Here is a 17,429-nt window from a genome sequence, read left to right on the forward strand (position 1 = left end):
CCGCTAGTATTTGGTTAAATCAAGGTCACAGAAGCAGTTGAATTGATTCGATAGGGCGGTCGAGTGAGGAGCGGAAGGCCCGGCCGCTTTCGACCGCCCCGCTTCGTGACCTCGCTGTTTTTGTGGAGGCTGGGACGTCATTTATGGGAAGTGCTGGACAAAAATGCTGCTGGGCTCGCTTCTGTCTTGGTCATGAGACTCCTCCTTTCGTTCTTCGTTGCCACCTGTGCCGTCCTGTGGTCGTCCACTGTGGCTAGTGAAACCTTGCCGGCTGGTGGGTTTAGCAGCCCGCAGACGCTCAGTGATGAGCTGAAAGTCAGCCTCAAGAAAGTCAGGGCAAGTTGTGTCGCGGTGAATGCCGGGGTGACGGCGAGCGGAGTGATCATCTCGCCGGAAGGATGGGTCATCACGGCGGCGCATGTGATTCGCAGTGCCAAGGACGGTCGCCCATTTAGAATCACTCTCGAGGATGGACGCCAGGCGGTTGCCGAGCCGCTGGGCTACAATCGGGAGAGCGATTTCGGGCTCCTGCGGATAACGAGTCCATCCATCGATTCATGGCCGCACTGCACGCTGGCTGAGACTTCGGCAATCACCGGCGACTTTTGCTTTACGCTGGCTCATCCCTCGGGACTCCAGCGTGGTCGGCCGGCTCAGGTGCGGATGGGGAGAATCATGACTCACAACGTGGCTCGGGGTCGGCCCCAGTACTTGATCGCTGATTGCAACATTCAGCCAGGCGACTCGGGAGGCCCCCTATTTTCGATGAAGGGAGAGCTGATTGGTCTGGATAGCAGTGCGGCTGGTTTCCTTGGCTTCAACGTTTTCCCCGCCATTGACCAGTTTCACCTCGATCGGGAGCGACTGCTTGCGGGCGATCGCTGGGGTGATCAGAAAAAGTCCCCGAATGGGCCGGAGTTCAGCAAGATGCAGCTCACCAAAGAGACCATCGACAATGTTCAGGCTGAGTTCATGCGGCGCCTGCAGATGAAGTACCCTCCAACCATGGATTTCGTGCAGACCCTGGCCAATGAGAAGGGTGAAATTTCGATGAATCGGCAGGCCGTGCTCGGTCATATGGGACATGCCGTATTTGCCATTGCCAGGCAGCAGGCGCTGAGCTTGGGGATGGATGATCCCTCGTTGAGCATGGCCTTGGAACCCCTCCCAAACGATGCGGTCAAGGGCCTGCCGGTTCACGTCGATGGCGCACGGGTGGGCTTCGCCCTCGCCCTCGATGAACGGCATCTGCTTACCAAAGCGAGTTTGCTTTCCGCGGATCACAAGACCGGTGTCCGCGTGGGAGATCGGGTGCTGGCCGCCAAGTCGGTCGCAAGGGACGAGGCCTGGGATCTTGCTCTGCTGCAGGTTGAAGAGGACCTCTCGGTGGCGCCGGTGAAGTGGCCGGCATCGCCCGCCGCCGTGGAGGCTGGGGATCTTCTGGTGGCGCGTGATCACGCCGACCGCTTGATCTGGAACATCGCCACCGACCGCGCGCGCCCCGTGACCAAGGCTCGTTCAGTAGGCCCCTTGCTGGATGAATCGATTATCAGCAAACACCGCGCACCCTATCCCGAGGTGATCCGTCACGCGCTGCCTCTGGTGGGCAGGGATGCAGGGATGCCTGTTTTCGATTCCTCTGGAAATCTGGTTGGCATGCACATCGCTCGGTTCACGCGCATCGTCGGTTTGATCATTCCTGTAACGTTGTTGGAGGCACGCGCTGAGGCCCTCCTCGCCCAGGCCGGAGACGAATAGTTTTTCCAACCGGTGATCTCCGTTTCCTGAACATGGTGAGACGGAGCCGCCAACCAGCGGGTTGTTTCCAGCCCACATGAAATTGACGACTCCGACTTGGAGTTGCTGGCTTTCCAGTGAGCTCAGCGGCGCGGGCCGCCACGTGGTGGTCCACCTGGAGGAGGCCCGCCGCCTGGAGGACCATCACCGCCCGGGCCACCCCCATCGTCAGGACGGCTCAATCCGGCTTCATCGGAGCTGAGTTCACCGTCGTCATCGGTGTCGAGAGCGGCGAGGGACTCCGAAGCAGCTTCGATTTCCTCCTTGGAAAGGTCGCCGCTGCTGTCGGTGTCGAGGGCCTTCAAGATCTCCGATGGCGGTGGGGCAGGAGGTGGATTTTGATCGTCATCGTTGCGGGGGCGGTCGTGGTCTGGGGGCTCGGGCTGGAGTTCCTCGGCGCTCAGGACGCCGTCGTCGTCCTCGTCGAGCTTGAGAAGCTGCTTGGCCGCGTTCTTGATCTCGCGCTTCGAAATTTCATGATCGTGATCCCTGTCGATCGTCATGCCGATCGGATCAGGCGGCGGTCCCTGAGGCGGGCCTTGGGCGATGGAGTGAAGGGAGGCTCCGATGAGGAGGGCGGGAATGAGGCAGGTGGTTTTCATAACGTTTGTTCGTTGATACGCTGAGAATGTTGGGGCGGGATTGTTTGGAAATGATGTGGAGAGAGCGGATTTTTGTAATGGAGATGTAAAAAGTCCGCGGATGGATTTCGATCAAAATCAAGAGTGGTAATGGGTTCTTTTCGTATTTCATAAAAGTCTGAAGAGTAGCTAGTTGTGGGTGAGTGTGCCGCAATTGGACGCGTATCTAAGCCGCAAATGGACGCTTGCTTATGCCGCAATTGGACGATAGGGTATGCCGCAAATGGACGATCTAGAATTCATGCTGCCACGGCAGCTTCAGTGGGCGATGGACGCTGCTTTGGCAGACACGCCGGTGGTGTGCCTGCTAGGCCCACGTCAGTGTGGGAAATCGACGCTCGCTCGAGCGCAGAAGGCCTCTCGAAAATTCCTCACGCTGGATGATGTGAACCTTCTCAATGCCGCGCAGAAAGATCCGGAAGGATTCGTCGGGCGGCTGCCGGATGAAGTGACGCTCGATGAGGTGCAGCGGGTGCCGGAACTGCTTCTTGCGATCAAGCGGAGTGTCGATGAGAGGCGTCGGCCCGGGCGCTTTCTTCTAACAGGTTCGGCAAACTTGTTACAACTGCCGAAGCTCGCGGACTCGCTGGCTGGGCGGATGGAGTGCCTCTATTTACAGCCGCTGAGTGAGGCGGAGAAAAAGCGCAGCGCAGGGGCTTTCCTGAAACGCTGGCTCGCAGGGGAACTGTGGGACAGCAAGTTGATGGAAGACAGTCCAGGGTCGTCCAGCTTGATCAAGCGGGTGGTGGCGGGTGGCTATCCCGAGCCGCAGGGGCGGACGCCTGAGCGGGCGCGGCAGTGGCATCGGCAATACCTGCGCGCGGTGATCGATCGTGACGTACACGATGTGGCGAAGGTTCGCGACAGCAGTGAAGTGGCGCGTCTGTTAGAAAGGCTGGCCCACCAGACGGCGGGGCTCTTGAATGCATCATCACTGGCGACGGATCTGCGTCTGGATCGTCAGACGGTGGACCGATATCTGACGGTGCTGGAGCGGCTCTTCCTGATTCGTCCGCTGGCACCATGGCATCGCAACTCGGCGAAACGGCTGATCAAGACACCAAAGATTCATGTGATCGATAGCGGACTGGCAGCATCGCTGGCCGGGCTGTCGGCGGAGGACTGGAATGCAAAGCGGGATCGCTTTGGTCACCTGTTAGAGTCCTTTGTGGTGCAGCAGTTGATCGCGCAGGCGGGCTGGACGGATCCGGATCTGCGGTTCTGGCACTACCGTGACAAGGATCAGGTGGAAGTGGACGTGGTGATCACTCGTGGTCGCGAAGTGTGGGGCGTGGAAGTGAAGGCTTCGGCGACCTTACATGATTCGGATGGCAAGGGCTTGCGTCGGCTCGCAGCGCAATCAGGCGATGATTTCCGGGGTGGAATTGTTTTCTATGATGGGAAGTCGATCCTGCCTCTGGGTGGCGACCGGCGAATGATCGCCGTGCCGCTGGAGCTGCTTTGGAAATGGTGATGAGCTTGCAGGGCGGACACGTTTTGCTCTGTCGGCGGGCGGGCGCAGGTGACAGGCTGCGGATCATGGAAGACGATGCCGATTCCTTTTTCGAAGCCTTTGAGAATGCCGTGATGCGACCGCCGCGTGAGATTCTCGGGAAGCTTGGTTTCGAGGCGACTCCGGTGGCAGGACTCGAGGGTTCGCAACTTCGGGGCAGGATGTGGGAGCTGGTTTACGCGCTGGCAGCGCGACGCTATTTTTTCTACCAGACGGATCACCTCAGCGACTGCGAGTTCTACGAGTGGTTGGTCGAGGATTGGTTGGAGACTCCCATCGACGACATTCCCTACGAGTATGAATCGAACTGCCACTCGGCACCAGATGTCGGGGCTTCCGACGAAGATGATCCATATGGTGACCTGGTTTGGCTGCGCTACTATGCCCTGCCCGAAGATCGCGAGATGCTCAAGCGCGCCGACCCGGACGAGCCCCTGCCGCCGCACGTTCATCCGCCCCATGATCGCGATCGATTTTTGCCCGATCCTTATCCTGCGATTTCGTCGGAGACCGACTTCAATTCTGGAATGGAGGACGAAGGTCCTGATCCGCTTGGATTGCGGAAAGTCGATCAAGAGATCGCCGAAGCGAAGTCGGACGAAGCCAAGCCGCCAGCTTTTCGTGAAACCTGGGAACGCCCTGCGGAGACCTTGAAGCGCGCAGGCTTTTCGCCGATACCGCCCGCGGAAGTCACGCCCGAGACTCAATGCGCGTTGCTCTGGGAATTGCTGCACGAGCTGGCGATCCGTGGCTTTTATGTGCTGTCCACGAATCACCTCACCGATGAGGAACTCTACGCCGGACTGTGGCGACACGGCATCCGGGAAGACGCGATCCTGCCGGGAAAAATGAAGACCGGCGCGTGGTTTCACGACATGGTCGGTAGCGGCAGCGACGAGCACATCGAGCTATGGCTTCGCTACCATGCGGATCAGACCGCCCGCGAAAATTGGGCCAAGAGTTTCCCAGATAGGGAGCTTCCGCCGAGCGAGAAACCGGTGGCGGACCGAGACTGGCGACTGCCCAAAGCTCCGCCTCCTTTTGCCTGATCCGGTCAAACAGGACGTGGTGCTGATGAGCAATATGGAGACGGACTTGGTCAGTCCGTTGCTCTGGCCGGGAGCCTTTGTCAGGAAATACTGAGGTGGCTCGATACGCTGGGGTCGAGTGAAAGGGCTGGAAAAGTCCCTCTCCATATTCTGGGCCGCTCCCAGCTTGCTCTTGGGGGGATGGCTCGCCACATTCGGCCCGCCCGATGTCCGACTCCTTCGTCCACCTCCACCTCCACACTGAATACTCGCTGCTCGACGGCATGGCCCGTTGCAAGCAGGTAGCCGCCAAGGCGAAGGAGCTGGGAATGCCGGCAGTGGCGATGACCGATCACGGTAACCTGTTCGGAGCCATTGAGTTCTATCAGGCCTGCAAGAAAGAGGGGGTGAAGCCCATCCTCGGCTGCGAAATCTATTTGGCGCCCGGAAGCCTGGAAGACAAAAAGGAAGTCCCGGGTCGGAAGCGCTCCTGCCACATGACCTTGCTGGCGGAAACGACCGAAGGTTGGGGAAACCTCCAGAAGCTCGTTTCGCTCGGTCACCTCGAAGGACTTTACTACGGCAAACCACGCGTCGACCGCGATGCCTTACGGCGGTTTTCGAAAGGAATCATCTGTCTCAGTGGCTGCATCTCAGGACCCGTGAACGAATGGCTGCGTGCCGATGATTTCGAAAAGGCGCGCGAGACGATGGCCGAGTTGATCGACATCTACGGTAAGGAGAATCTTTACGTGGAAATCCACAACCACGACCTCGAGCCGCAGCGCAAGGTCACGCCGGGTTTGCTGAAATTGGCCGAAGAGTTTGATTTGAAGCCGGTGGCGGCGAACGACGTCCACTTCCTCAATCGCGAGGACCACGAGGCGCACGACGTGATGATCTGCATCGGCACCGGCAAGTTGCTGATCGACGAAAACCGGATGCGCTACACGCCGGAGGTGTATTTCAAGACGGCGGAGCAGATGCGCGAGTTGTTCGCGGATATTCCGGGCGCCTGCGATGCGACTCTGGAAATCGCCGAGCGCTGCAACGTCGAAATCAAGCTCGATGCCACCAGCTCGGAAAAGTATCCGCAGTTCGAGTCGCCTGACGGCACGCCGCGTGAGGAATACCTGATGCGCGTCTGCAAGGAAGGCCTGGTCCGACGCTACGGTGAGGAAAAGGCGGTGCGCGAGGACATCGTGGAACGCCTTGAGTATGAGGTCGGCATCATCAATCAGCTGGGCTTTGCCTCTTACTTCCTGATCACCGCTGACTTCATCCAGTGGGCTCGAGATCAAGACATCCCGGTGGGCCCCGGCCGTGGCTCGGCGGCGGGATCGCTGGTGGCCTACGCGATGGGCATCACCGACATCTGCCCGCTGCAGTTCGGGCTGCTCTTCGAACGATTCCTCAATCCGGAACGCGTCAGTCCTCCCGATGTCGACATCGATTTCTGCCAAAGCCGTCGTCCGGAAGTGATCGACTACGTCCGTCAGAAGTACGGCGAACGTAGTGTTTCCCACATCATCACCTACGGCACCCTCGGTGCGAAGAGCGTGCTGCGGGATGTCTCGCGGGTGATGGGGGTGAGCTACGGCGAGGCCGACCGCATCGCCAAGATGATCGAGGCGAAGCCGGGCGTGACCCTGAAAAAGGAGTGGGACAGCAAGCCGGAGCTGGTGGAGCTCATCGAGTCGTCCTCGACCTACCAGGAGCTCTGGGACTACGCCACCAAGCTTGAGGGCCTGACCCGAAACGTTGGCATCCACGCGGCGGGTGTGGTGATCGGGGATCGTTCGCTCGACGAGCACGTGCCGCTGACACGCGGTAACGAAGGTGAAGTCGTGACCCAGTACGACATGGGTGCGATCACCGAGGTCGGGTTGCTGAAAATGGACTTCCTTGGACTGAAGAACCTGACGGTGATTCAGGATGCGGTGGAGCACATCCGCGTGCATCATCCGGATTTCAAGATTGAGGAGGTGCCGCTCGATGATCAGAAGACCTTCGAGATCCTCAACCGCGGGGAAACGATGGGCGTGTTCCAGCTGGAATCCGGCGGCATGGTCGAGACCTGTCGAAAGTACCAGATCGAAAAGATCGACGACATCATCGACCTTCTCGCGCTCTACCGTCCGGGTGCGATGCAGTTCATCGATCAGATGATCGAGGTGAAGAAAGGCCGCAAGAAGCCTTTTTACGAACACCCTCTGTTAGAGCAGGTCAGTGGTAACACCTACGGGGTGATGATTTATCAGGAGCAGGTGCAGAATGCGGCCAAACTGCTGGCAGGTTACTCGCTCGGTGGTGCCGACCTTTTGCGTCGGGCAATGGGTAAGAAGGACCCGGCGAAGATGGCGCAGGAGCGCACGAAATTCGTGGCGGGCTGCAAGGAAACCAACGGCATCGACGAGAAGATGGCGAACGCGATTTTCGAGAAGATCGAAATGTTCGCGGGCTACGGATTCAACAAGTCGCACTCCGCGTGCTACGGCCACATCTCGTATTGGACGGCCTACCTGAAGGCGAATTTCCCGGTTGAGTTCATGGCCGGTCTGCTGTCGAACGAGATCAACAACACCGACAAGATCGGAGTGTTCGTTTCCGAGTGCCACCGCATGAAGATCGAGATCCTGCCGCCGGACATGAACAAGTCGAAGCTGCGTTTCGCGCCGGAGGAAACGCCGAATGGCGTGATGGCGATCCGCTATGGACTGGCGGCGATCAAGAACGTCGGCGGCGGCGCAATGGCTCAGGCGATCGAGAATCGCGAAAAGAACGGGCCCTTCGAATCGCTCGATGAGTTTGCCAACCGGCTCGATTCCAAGACGGTCAACAAGCGCATCCTCGAGAACCTCGCGAAAGCGGGCGCCTTCGACTGGACCGGTGAAACCCGTGCCGGGATTTGTGCGCGCCTTGAGCAGGTTTGTGCGAGCGCTTCATCGGCGCAGAAGGATCGTGCCTCGGGGCAGGTCGCCTTGTTCGACACGATGGATTTCGGTGGTGCGCCCACGCCTTCAAGTACGGCGAGTGCCGTAGAAATCCAGGAGTGGAGCAAGGACGAGCGGCTGGTGATGGAAAAGGAGCTGTTGGGCTTCTACGTCACTGGTCATCCACTCGACAAGTTCCGGACGGTCCTGGATTCGGATCGCTATCAGAAGCTGGGTTTGATCGATGAGATCGAGATGAAGGGGCCGCGTGATCGCTACGCCTTTGCCGGGATGATCCGCAGTGTCGACGCACGGGTGACCAAGACCGGCAAGCCCTTCGGCATTCTGGTGATCGAGGATTTCACCGGCTCCCGGGAAGTGATGGTCTGGGGTGAAAGCTTCGTGCCCGCCCGAGATGCCGGGATGATGGTGCCGGGAAAAGTGATTCGATTCAAAGCCGCAATCCAGATCGATGACCGCACGGATTCGCGGAAGCTGACGGGTTCGGAGTTCAACGAACTCAAGGTTCGCAAGGCGGGAGCGAACAGCAAATCCATCGAACTCACCCTTTGGACCGCCCGTCATTCGGAAACGGATCTCGAAGAGATCCGCACGGCCATCAGCGAGAATCCCGGAAAGACCCCGGTCGTTCTTCACTTCCAGAACTCCGCCGGCAAACGCGCGACGATGGAGCTGGGCGAGGAGTTCAAAGTCCGCCGCGGCGAGAAAATGGAGGCCGCGCTCGGGCGCTGGATGGATTTGTAGGGATCTTCGGATCGTGCATCTCGATCCCGGCAGGGATCATCGCTTGTAGCCCCGGGTCGAGGAGCCTTGGCGACGACCACCCGGGGACCCGCGTAGAGGAATGAATTCGACCCCGGTAGCGGGTCGCAGCGGGCGCGGATGTCAGTGGTGGATCCGTCTTCGCTGGCACACCTTTCAGGGTGCCAATTCAGGAACCCATTCAAACCCGGGGTGCTCGTCGCTGCCGCTCCTCGACCCCGGGCTAGATGCTGTCATCCCTATCGAGATGTTGATCTAGGATTCTTCCAATCCTTAAAGGCACTGGGCTTCAGTAGGCTTAACACCGCGCGATTCCGAGCCGACTGAAGCCGGCGCTCCAATCGGCAGATCGTTTGGAATCCGCATTTTCAAAGTGAGCTAGTCCTGAGCCATCGGCCTCATCCCTTCAGTTCGGCAGGGATTTCTGGCAAACGGTCTAGCGGTCACTCGCGCTCCGGCGGCGTCCAAAGAGCAAGCCGCTCATGATGAGGGCGCCAATCGGCAGCGTTTGAGCGGGTTCAGGAACGGAGGATCCCGTGGTAGCGGGAACCGGAACGATGAATTCGGCGCTGCCCGTCTCCTGCGCTGCCCACTCTTCGAAGCCTCCCTTGTCCAGCGCAGCGCCCTCGAACATGTGACTCTGGTCGGTTTCCTCGGTCCCCAATTCGCCCATCTTGCTGTAAAGATAAACGAAGGAGTCTTTGCCGAAATCCTCGAAGATCGAGGTTGGGACATAGATTGCCATTTCATCCCTGCCGGAGCCGTTGTCGCCTTGTAGAAGAATCGAGTAACGATCGCTACCGCTCAGGCCGGCCTGCAGATCATAGACGAGAGTGCCAAGATCCGACAACGTCGCGATCGTGTTTGGGAGAGGGTCGGGATCAGTCGCAGAACCAACATAAATCTGGATCTCGTCGAGTGAGACATAATCCGTCACATCCTGTTTGTTCTCAGGTTCGTTGATATCGAGCGAGAATTTGTAGTAGCCGCCCAGGTCGACGAGATCTTCGATGGTGATCTTGGCCTCGGCTTCGAATCCGCCGGACACTTTTGATTCAAAGTCGCCTGCAAGATCGCGGTTGTAGCCGTCGGCGATCGATGACTTGTTCTCAAGGGTATACATCCGGCGGTAATTACCTGAGCCGGACTTCTCCTTGGTGGTCGTGAGGAGCGCGCCATTCACCACGGCGCCCGGGTGAGTGGCATAGTCGGAGCCGACGTAAGTAGAGCGAGGCACGGTCAAGGTGCTGGTCGCCATGGTTACTTTGTCGATGACGGTGAATGATTCGTTGACCGTCAGGTTGAGGACCGTGGCATGGAGCGGCGCCACGAGAAGAGAAAGACAGAAGGCGGGCAAAAAACGGGGGAGGGGGAAGCGAGACGCGTGCATGATAGACTTAAGCCCTTGATTTCCAATAATTGGGGCGGCCTTCAAGCGGTCGCCCCTGCGGGAGGGGGCGGGAAACTAGTTAGGAGTCCCTCCCCCTCAAGAAATATCTCAAATTATTTTTCCCCCGGTCTCCTTCACGTTCTCTCATTAGGGGGGGTGAAGGGGCGAAAGTTCATTTCAGATTGAACAAATCGTGGAATCGCGTTAAAGCCTGAGCCGTGCCGAGCACTCAAGAAGAAGGATCGACTCCCGCGATGAGCGTCAATGCCCTGGAAAAACAGGTGGTTGATGTGTTTGTGGACGGGGTGAAGGTGCTGGGTCTACCGCGCTCGATCGGCGAGATCTATGGGTTGTTATTCGTTGCTCCTCAGCCACTTTCCTTGGACGACTTCGTCGCGCGGCTGGGCATGAGCAAGGGCTCGGCAAGCCAGGGGCTGCGGACCTTGCGCGACCTGGGAGCGGTTCGCGAAACTTCGGTGGAAGGCGCTCGACGGGTGTTTTACGAAGCGGACGTCGAGCTGAAGCGTCTGGTCGGCGGATTCGTGCGTGAGCAGGTGCGACCGCATCTTGAGAGCGGTCAGTTAAAAGTCGGACGACTGCTGGAAGCGGTGGGTGAGGAGGAGGATCCGGAACTCCGGGAATTTTATGACGAAAGGGTGGCCAAACTGGAAACCTGGATGCGGCGCGGTCGAATGATGCTTCCGCTGCTACAAAAGTTTTTGGGCCAATGAGTAACAACGATGACGGCCCCGAATGGTACTGTGTGAAAACCCAGCCGAAGCGCGAGCATATTGCGGCCGGGCATTTGCGTGAATTTGAAGGCGTCGAGGTGTTTTGTCCGCGTCTCCGCTACCGCAAGGCGACACGCCGCGGAAAGATCTGGTGGATCGAGGCGCTCTTTCCCGGCTACATTCTAGCGAAGTTTGAACTCGCTGAGAGTGAACGCGCTGTGACCTATTCGACGGGGGTTCGTGGGCTGGTGAAGTTCGGGTCGGAGGTCCCACCGGTGAGCGAAGAATTCGTGGAGACGCTGCGACAGGAAATCGCCAGGAATCTGGGAGAGGAAGGGCTGCAGGACACCCTCACCGTCGGTCCGCAAGTCGAACTGGGTGAAGAAGTTGAGATCGCGAGTGGACCGCTCGGCGGTTTTCAGGGGAAGGTCGTCTCGATCCTGCCGGGAAGGGAGCGCGTCAAGGTGCTGCTGGATTTCCTCGGTCAGGCTCAGGTCGTGGAAATGGACCTGTTCGCCCTCTTACTGCCGCGCAAGCCGCTGCCTTGAGAAATCCGGTGCCTGGCAGCCGAAGAGTTTTGTTCATTTTGGATTGAACAATCCTGGTTTTGGATCATCGATAGTCGCGTCGCCAAGGGCTTTTCCTGCTCCTGGTCTCCATCATCCCTGCGCGCTCCACTTTCGGTTTTGTCCTCTTCGGGATGATTGACCAAGGGCGGTAGCGTGTCAGGACTCCGCTTGGTTCCCCTTCAGGGGCTCCCCAGTCTCACCATGTCCCCCTTATCAACCTCTCTTCTCCCCGTCAGATGATCACAGATGTTTCTCAGTATGCGGGTCAAACCGCAGTCGTAACCGGTGGCGCAGGATTCGTCGCTTCCCACCTCATTGACCGCCTCCTCGCCGATGGTCTGAAGGTCGTGGCGCTCGACAATTTCGTGACCGGAACCCGGAAGAACCTTGAGCACCTCGAGGGCAACGCGGATTTCCGATTCATCGAACACGATGTTTCCGAGCCCTTCGATGTGGAGGGTGATGTCGCTCTGGTTTTCCACATGGCCTCTCCCGCCAGCCCGATCGATTACGTGGAAATCCCGGTCGAGACCCTGAAGGCCGGATCCTATGCTTCGCATAACTCACTCGATCTGGCTTTGCGGAAAGGGGCGACGTATCTGGTCGCCTCGACGTCCGAAGTTTACGGTGACCCCGAAGTGCATCCTCAGCGCGAGGAGTACTGGGGGAATGTCAATTCGATCGGAGTGCGCTCGTGTTATGATGAAGCCAAGCGCTATGCCGAAGCTGCGGCGATGGCCTACCATCGCGCCCACGGCTTGGAGACGCGGATCGTGCGCATTTTCAATACCTACGGTCCACGCATGCGGCTTGATGACGGCCGGGTGGTGCCGGCCTTCATTGGTCAGGCGCTTCGTGGTGAGCCGATGACGATTTTTGGTGGCGGTGCCCAGACGCGCTCGTTCTGCTATGTCAGCGATTTGGTCGATGGCATCTGGCGCTTGATGCGCAGCGATTTCCACGAACCGGTGAACTGCGGAAATCCGCACGAGATGAGCATTCGCGAGTTTGCCGAAGAGATTGCAAAGATCTTCGAGATCGAGCTCAAGGTTGATGATCGGCCGATGCCGCCGGACGACCCGAAGGTTCGCAAGCCGGACATCAGCCGCGCCAAGGACGTTCTCGGATGGGAGCCTGAAGTTCCCTTCGATCAGGGGATCAGGGAAACGATCGACTATTTCCGAGGCGTGGTTTGAGAGATGGTCGAGGATGAATCCACCGACTTTCTGATCATTGGTGCCGGCTTTTCCGGGCTGGTCATCGGCGAGCAACTCGCGAAAGCGGGTTGGAAGTGCGTGGTGGCGGATCGGCGTCCGCACCTTGGAGGAAATGCCTATGATAAAAAGGACGAGGCAGGCGTCCTGATTCACCCCTACGGTCCCCACTACTTTCGTAGTAATTCGCAGCGGATCGTCGACTACCTGTCGCAGTTCACCGAGTGGCAGCCGGTGGCCTATCAGATCAAGAGTTACACTGAGGGTCGCTACTGGAGCTTTCCGATCAATCTCAATACCTTTGAGGAGATGCTCGGTCGTCCATCGACCAGCGAGGAATTCGAAGGCTGGCTGAAAAAGAAGCGTGTGCCGATCGACCAGCCGAAGAACTCCGAGGAAGTCATTCTTTCGCAGGTCGGCCGCGAGCTCTACGAACGGTTTTTTGAAGGCTACACGATCAAGCAGTGGAAGCGTCACCCCCGCGAACTGGATCCGAGCCTTTGTGCGCGCATCCCGATCAGGACGAACCGCGATGACCGCTACCTGAGGGAAGAGTTCCAGGCCTTGCCGAAGGAGGGATACACCGCGATGTTCGAGCGGATGCTCGAGGCATCGTCGGGGCTCGAGTTGCAGCTGGGAATTGATGCCGACGAAGCCCGCGCCCGCTGGAAACACCGACACCTCATTTTCACCGGCGCAATCGATGAATTTTACGAACGTCGATTCGGTCCGCTACCGTATCGCTCGCTTCGTTTCGAGCACGAAAGCTTCACCGCCGAGCAGCTGAAACCCCGCGAGTCGATCTCAGGGAAACCCGGCTTCTGGCAACCCGCCATGCAGGTGAACTACCCGGATGCGGAACTGCCATTCACGCGCATCGTCGAGATCAAGCACGCCACGGCGCAGAAGATTGATGCCTCAAGCATCGTGCGAGAGTTTCCGAAGGATTGGACGCCGGACGACGAGCCTTACTATCCGGTGCCGGCGGATGATGCCGCCGCCTTGTATCAGCGCTACGCCGAGCTCGCCAAGGGGGAGAAACACACGAGCTTCATCGGCCGGCTCGCGACCTACCGTTATTATAACATGGATCAGGTCACGGGCATGGCGCTGGCCGAGGCTTCCAGGCTGATGACCCGATATGGGAACCCAAACATGACTCAGAAATGACAACACTTATCGATAAGTTCCAATCGAAGGACGCCGTTGTCGGTGTCGTTGGCCTCGGCTATGTTGGATTGCCGTTGGTTCTTGCATATGCGAACGCAGGATTCCGAGCCCTTGGTTTCGATATCGATAAGGAAAAGGCCGCAGCTCTTCTCGCGGGTAAGAGCTATATCAAGCACATCCCCGGCAAGCAGGTTGCCGCGGCGAAGAAGTCCGGAAAGCTCGATGCGACGACGGATTTTTCGCGTGTCTCTGAATGTGATGCTCTGATCCTCTGTGTGCCCACGCCGCTTGACGAGCACTTCGAGCCAGATCTGAGCTACGTGATCAAGACGATTGAGGCGATCGTTCCTTTCCTGCGCACCGGGCAGATCGTGAGCTTGGAAAGCACCACGTATCCTGGCACCACTGATGAAGAACTCGTTACTCGGGTGGAGGAAGCAGGGTTCAGCGTCGGTGACTCGATTCACGTCGTCTATTCGCCCGAGCGTGAGGACCCGGGGAATGCGCATTTTGCGGCGACCAACATTCCCAAGGTGGTTGGCGGGGCGACTTCCGAATGCCTCGCCGCAGGAGTGGCGCTTTATGAAGCGGCCTTCGATCAGGTGGTGCCGGTCAGTTCGTGCAAGGTCGCGGAGTTGACGAAGCTGCTGGAGAACATTTACCGCGCGGTCAACATCGGACTCGTCAATGAGCTCAAGATTGCCGCTGACAAGATGGGCATCGATATTTGGGAGGTCATCCGTGCGGCTTCGACAAAGCCATTTGGATTCAATGCCTTCTATCCGGGGCCGGGGCTCGGGGGGCACTGCATCCCGATCGATCCCTTCTATCTCACCTGGAAAGCCCGCGAATATGGAGTGCACACCCGCTTCATCGAACTGGCTGGTGAGGTGAACCGATCCATGCCGGATTACGTGGTGCATCGAACCATGGAGGCTCTCAACCGTCGGGGGAAGGCGGTCAACGGCAGCAAGATCGTGCTACTAGGCCTGGCGTACAAGTCCAATATCGACGACACCCGGGAATCCCCGACCTTCGCCCTCATGGATGGCTTCAAGCGCTTGGGCGCCGAGCTTTCCTACTACGATCCCCACGTCCCGAAAATCGGTCCGACCCGTGAGCATATGGAGTGGGCAGGTCAGGAGTCGCTGGAATGGAGTGAGGAGAATCTTCGGGCTCAGGACTGCGTGGTGATCGCGACCAAGCATGACGCCTTCAATCTGGACGAACTCGCCGCGTGGTCGGATCTGATCGTCGATACGCGGAACGCGATGGCGGACACGGAGACACGCGACGGACAGGTCGTCAAAGCGTAAGTCAACCCGAGGGAAACCTCATTTCAAACGATGATGAAAAGAATCTTCATTGCAGGCCACCGTGGCATGGTGGGCTCCGCGCTTGTTCGTGGGGCGGAAGCTCGTGGAGGATTTGATGTTCTCACCGCCGGCCGCGATCGTCTCGACCTCTGCGACCAGGCGGCATGCTTCGCTTTCCTGGAAGAAGAGAAGCCTGATATCGTAGTCATCGCCGCCGCGAAGGTCGGAGGGATTCATGCGAATGCCAGCTATCCCGCAGACTTTATTTACGAAAATCTCGCGATTGCCGCGAACCTGATTGAGGGAAGCCGTCGCGCTGGAGTCGATCGCGTGCTTTTTCTTGGGTCGACCTGCATCTACCCGAAGCTGGCCCCGCAGCCGATGCCCGAGGATTGCTTGCTGACGAGCCCTCTGGAACCCACCAATGAGGCATACGCCGTGGCAAAGATCGCCGGGCTCAAGCTTTGCCAGCACTACCGCGCTCAGCATGGTCTGGTTTATCACTCGGCCATGCCCACGAACCTCTACGGGCCGGGCGACAACTATCATCCGGAGAACTCTCACGTCATTCCTGCGATGATCCGTCGCTTCCATGAAGCGAAGGAAAGTGCTGCGCCTGAAGTTTCAATCTGGGGAACAGGGACACCAAAGCGCGAGTTCCTGCACGTTGATGATCTGGCCGATGCCTGCTTCCATTTGCTTGATCTCGCCGATCCTCCGGATTGGGTGAACGTCGGCGTTGGCGGTGACATCGCGATCATGGATCTTGCGAAATTGGTGGCGGAAACGGTCGGCTATCAAGGCGAGATCAAAACGGACCCAAGCAAGCCCGACGGCACCCCGCGCAAGTTGGTCGAGGTCTCGAAAATTCACGCCACCGGATGGCAGGCGAAAGTCGACTTCCGCGAAGGCCTGGCCGCCGCCTATCAGGACTTTCTCGCCACCTTGGAATCAGGGGAGGCGAGGCTTTGAGTCGGGAAAATTCCTTCGACTTTCGACTTTCGACTTTCGACTTTCGACTTTTGGCTTTCGACTTTGGTTCGGGCATTGGGGAACAGGATTCAGGGATTAGGGGTCGGAAAGGCAGACGAGGCTTCGCTGCGATTTGAGGGGTGTTTCGGTGTTTCGGTTTTGCAGTTCTTCAGTTTTTCATTATCAGCATCTTCCCCCTCTAAAATCTAGAATCTCAATCTCCCCGTTCACATGAAGAAAGCTCTCATCACTGGAATCACCGGACAAGACGGCTCTTATCTCGCCGAGTTGTTGCTCGAAAAAGGCTACGAAGTTCACGGCATCAAGCGTCGTGCCTCGTCGTTCAATACCCAACGCGTGGATCATATCTATGAAGATCCGCACGTGGAGAATTCGCGTTTCAAGCTTCACTATGGAGACCTGACCGATACCTCGAATCTCACCCGCCTGATCAGCGAAATCCAGCCGGATGAAGTTTACAATCTCGGCGCCCAGTCACATGTCGCGGTCTCGTTCGAATCGCCGGAGTACACGGCCGATGTCGACGCCACAGGAACTCTCCGCCTGTTAGAAGCGATCCGCTTCCTGGGTCTTGAGAAGAAGACCCGTTTCTATCAGGCCTCGACTTCCGAGCTCTACGGTCTGGTGCAGGAGATTCCCCAGACGGAGACCACGCCCTTCCATCCGCGCTCGCCCTACGCGGTGGCCAAGATGTATGCTTACTGGATCACGGTAAACTATCGGGAGGCCTACGGCATGTATGCGTGCAACGGCATTCTTTTCAATCACGAGTCCCCGCGCCGCGGCGAAACATTCGTGACCCGCAAGATCACGCGCTCGATCGCCAACATTGCCCAAGGCCTCGAACCCTGCCTGTTCCTCGGCAACATGGACTCCTTGCGCGACTGGGGTCACGCCAAGGACTATGTCCGGATGCAGTGGATGATGCTTCAGCAGGAGGAGGCGGACGACTTCGTGATTGCCACCGGAAAACAGATCTCCGTCCGCGATTTTGTGCGGATGTCAGCCGCTGAAGTCGGGATCGAACTCGAGTTCTCGGGCGAAGGCGTCGATGAGATTGCCACAGTGGTCGGGGTGTCCGGTGACGATGCGCCTGCGGTGAAACCGGGAGATGTGATCGTAAGGGTGGATCCCCGCTACTTCCGTCCTGCGGAGGTGGAGACGCTTCTGGGAAATCCCGCCAAGGCGAAAGCCAAACTCGGCTGGGAGCCGGAAATTTCAGTCGAGGAGATGTGCGCGGAAATGGTCGCGCACGATCTGGATCAGGCGAAGCGCCATGCCTTGCTCGAAGTCAACGGGCATCACGTTTCGGTCACAAAGGAGTGATCACCTGGATTGAGCGACCCTATCC

General features: G+C 58.4%; 13 protein-coding genes. 11 read left to right on the forward strand and 2 right to left on the reverse strand.

What is annotated here, in order from left to right; translation table 11 throughout:
• The first annotated feature begins 192 nt into the window (after nt 1–192).
• Complete coding sequence (locus ACFQY0_RS12655) at nt 193–1,758, forward strand: S1 family peptidase (RefSeq protein WP_379712913.1); 1,566 nt, start codon at nt 193–195, stop codon at nt 1,756–1,758.
• Nucleotides 1,759–1,880: 122 nt separating this feature from the next.
• Here ACFQY0_RS12655 and ACFQY0_RS12660 read toward each other — a convergent pair whose 3' ends face one another.
• On the reverse strand, nt 1,881–2,399 hold the full coding sequence (locus ACFQY0_RS12660) for a hypothetical protein (RefSeq protein ID WP_379712915.1): 519 nt from the start codon (nt 2,397–2,399) through the stop codon (nt 1,881–1,883).
• A gap of 262 nt (nt 2,400–2,661) precedes the next feature.
• On the opposite strand from ACFQY0_RS12660, the gene ACFQY0_RS12665 reads away from it, so the two are divergent.
• The 3 genes from ACFQY0_RS12665 (at nt 2,662) to dnaE (ending at nt 8,677) form a co-directional block, all read left to right on the forward strand.
• On the forward strand, nt 2,662–3,912 hold the full coding sequence (locus ACFQY0_RS12665) for an ATP-binding protein (protein ID WP_379712917.1): 1,251 nt from the start codon (nt 2,662–2,664) through the stop codon (nt 3,910–3,912).
• Between the two features lie 65 nt (nt 3,913–3,977).
• Nucleotides 3,978–5,000 carry a hypothetical protein gene (locus tag ACFQY0_RS12670; protein WP_379712919.1) on the forward strand — a complete coding sequence of 341 codons (1,023 nt, stop codon included), beginning with the start codon at nt 3,978–3,980 and terminating at the stop codon, nt 4,998–5,000.
• Nucleotides 5,001–5,206: 206 nt separating this feature from the next.
• On the forward strand, nt 5,207–8,677 hold the full coding sequence (gene dnaE, locus ACFQY0_RS12675; protein WP_379712921.1) for a DNA polymerase III subunit alpha: 3,471 nt from the start codon (nt 5,207–5,209) through the stop codon (nt 8,675–8,677).
• A 454-nt stretch (nt 8,678–9,131) separates the two neighbouring features.
• Here the strand turns inward: dnaE and ACFQY0_RS12680 are convergent, their stop codons facing one another.
• On the reverse strand, nt 9,132–10,025 hold the full coding sequence (locus ACFQY0_RS12680; RefSeq protein ID WP_379712923.1) for a hypothetical protein: 894 nt from the start codon (nt 10,023–10,025) through the stop codon (nt 9,132–9,134).
• A 314-nt stretch (nt 10,026–10,339) separates the two neighbouring features.
• Between ACFQY0_RS12680 and ACFQY0_RS12685 the strand changes: the two genes are divergently transcribed.
• The 7 genes from ACFQY0_RS12685 (at nt 10,340) to gmd (ending at nt 17,404) form a co-directional block, all read left to right on the forward strand.
• Entirely contained in the window at nt 10,340–10,816 is a 477-nt protein-coding gene (locus ACFQY0_RS12685) for a GbsR/MarR family transcriptional regulator (protein WP_379712925.1), read from the forward strand.
• Complete coding sequence (gene nusG / locus ACFQY0_RS12690; RefSeq protein WP_379712927.1) at nt 10,813–11,364, forward strand: transcription termination/antitermination protein NusG; 552 nt, start codon at nt 10,813–10,815, stop codon at nt 11,362–11,364. The genes ACFQY0_RS12685 and nusG overlap by 4 nt, the downstream gene beginning before the upstream one ends.
• 257 nt (nt 11,365–11,621) lie before the next feature.
• The gene (locus tag ACFQY0_RS12695; protein WP_379712929.1) at nt 11,622–12,581 is read left to right on the forward strand and encodes a UDP-glucuronic acid decarboxylase family protein; all 960 of its coding nucleotides are present in this window, start codon (nt 11,622–11,624) and stop codon (nt 12,579–12,581) included.
• 3 nt (nt 12,582–12,584) lie between these two features.
• The gene (locus ACFQY0_RS12700; protein WP_379712931.1) at nt 12,585–13,769 is read left to right on the forward strand and encodes a UDP-galactopyranose/dTDP-fucopyranose mutase family protein; all 1,185 of its coding nucleotides are present in this window, start codon (nt 12,585–12,587) and stop codon (nt 13,767–13,769) included.
• Complete coding sequence (locus tag ACFQY0_RS12705; RefSeq protein WP_379712933.1) at nt 13,766–15,085, forward strand: nucleotide sugar dehydrogenase; 1,320 nt, start codon at nt 13,766–13,768, stop codon at nt 15,083–15,085. The genes ACFQY0_RS12700 and ACFQY0_RS12705 overlap by 4 nt, the downstream gene beginning before the upstream one ends.
• Nucleotides 15,086–15,115: 30 nt before the next feature.
• Nucleotides 15,116–16,057, forward strand: a complete 942-nt coding sequence (locus ACFQY0_RS12710) for a GDP-L-fucose synthase family protein (protein ID WP_379712935.1) — start codon at nt 15,116–15,118, stop codon at nt 16,055–16,057.
• 231 nt (nt 16,058–16,288) lie between these two features.
• Nucleotides 16,289–17,404 carry a GDP-mannose 4,6-dehydratase gene (gene gmd / locus ACFQY0_RS12715; protein WP_379712937.1) on the forward strand — a complete coding sequence of 372 codons (1,116 nt, stop codon included), beginning with the start codon at nt 16,289–16,291 and terminating at the stop codon, nt 17,402–17,404.
• Nucleotides 17,405–17,429: the final 25 nt, after the last annotated feature.

Source organism: Haloferula chungangensis, from assembly GCF_042664875.1.
In the GTDB taxonomy this organism is placed as follows: Bacteria; Verrucomicrobiota; Verrucomicrobiia; order Verrucomicrobiales; family Akkermansiaceae; genus Haloferula; species Haloferula chungangensis.

Bases quoted from the DNA above. Each gene is read 5' to 3' on its own strand.
- ACFQY0_RS12655 (WP_379712913.1), top strand. From the start codon at position 193: ATGAGACTCCTCCTTTCGTTCTTCGTTGCCACCTGTGCCGTCCTGTGG.
- ACFQY0_RS12660 (WP_379712915.1), bottom strand. From the start codon at position 2,399: ATGAAAACCACCTGCCTCATTCCCGCCCTCCTCATCGGAGCCTCCCTT.
- ACFQY0_RS12665 (WP_379712917.1), top strand. From the start codon at position 2,662: ATGGACGATCTAGAATTCATGCTGCCACGGCAGCTTCAGTGGGCGATG.
- ACFQY0_RS12670 (WP_379712919.1), top strand. From the start codon at position 3,978: ATGGAAGACGATGCCGATTCCTTTTTCGAAGCCTTTGAGAATGCCGTG.
- dnaE (WP_379712921.1), top strand. From the start codon at position 5,207: ATGTCCGACTCCTTCGTCCACCTCCACCTCCACACTGAATACTCGCTG.
- ACFQY0_RS12685 (WP_379712925.1), top strand. From the start codon at position 10,340: ATGAGCGTCAATGCCCTGGAAAAACAGGTGGTTGATGTGTTTGTGGAC.
- nusG (WP_379712927.1), top strand. From the start codon at position 10,813: ATGAGTAACAACGATGACGGCCCCGAATGGTACTGTGTGAAAACCCAG.
- ACFQY0_RS12695 (WP_379712929.1), top strand. From the start codon at position 11,622: ATGATCACAGATGTTTCTCAGTATGCGGGTCAAACCGCAGTCGTAACC.
- ACFQY0_RS12700 (WP_379712931.1), top strand. From the start codon at position 12,585: ATGGTCGAGGATGAATCCACCGACTTTCTGATCATTGGTGCCGGCTTT.
- ACFQY0_RS12705 (WP_379712933.1), top strand. From the start codon at position 13,766: ATGACAACACTTATCGATAAGTTCCAATCGAAGGACGCCGTTGTCGGT.
- ACFQY0_RS12710 (WP_379712935.1), top strand. From the start codon at position 15,116: ATGATGAAAAGAATCTTCATTGCAGGCCACCGTGGCATGGTGGGCTCC.
- gmd (WP_379712937.1), top strand. From the start codon at position 16,289: ATGAAGAAAGCTCTCATCACTGGAATCACCGGACAAGACGGCTCTTAT.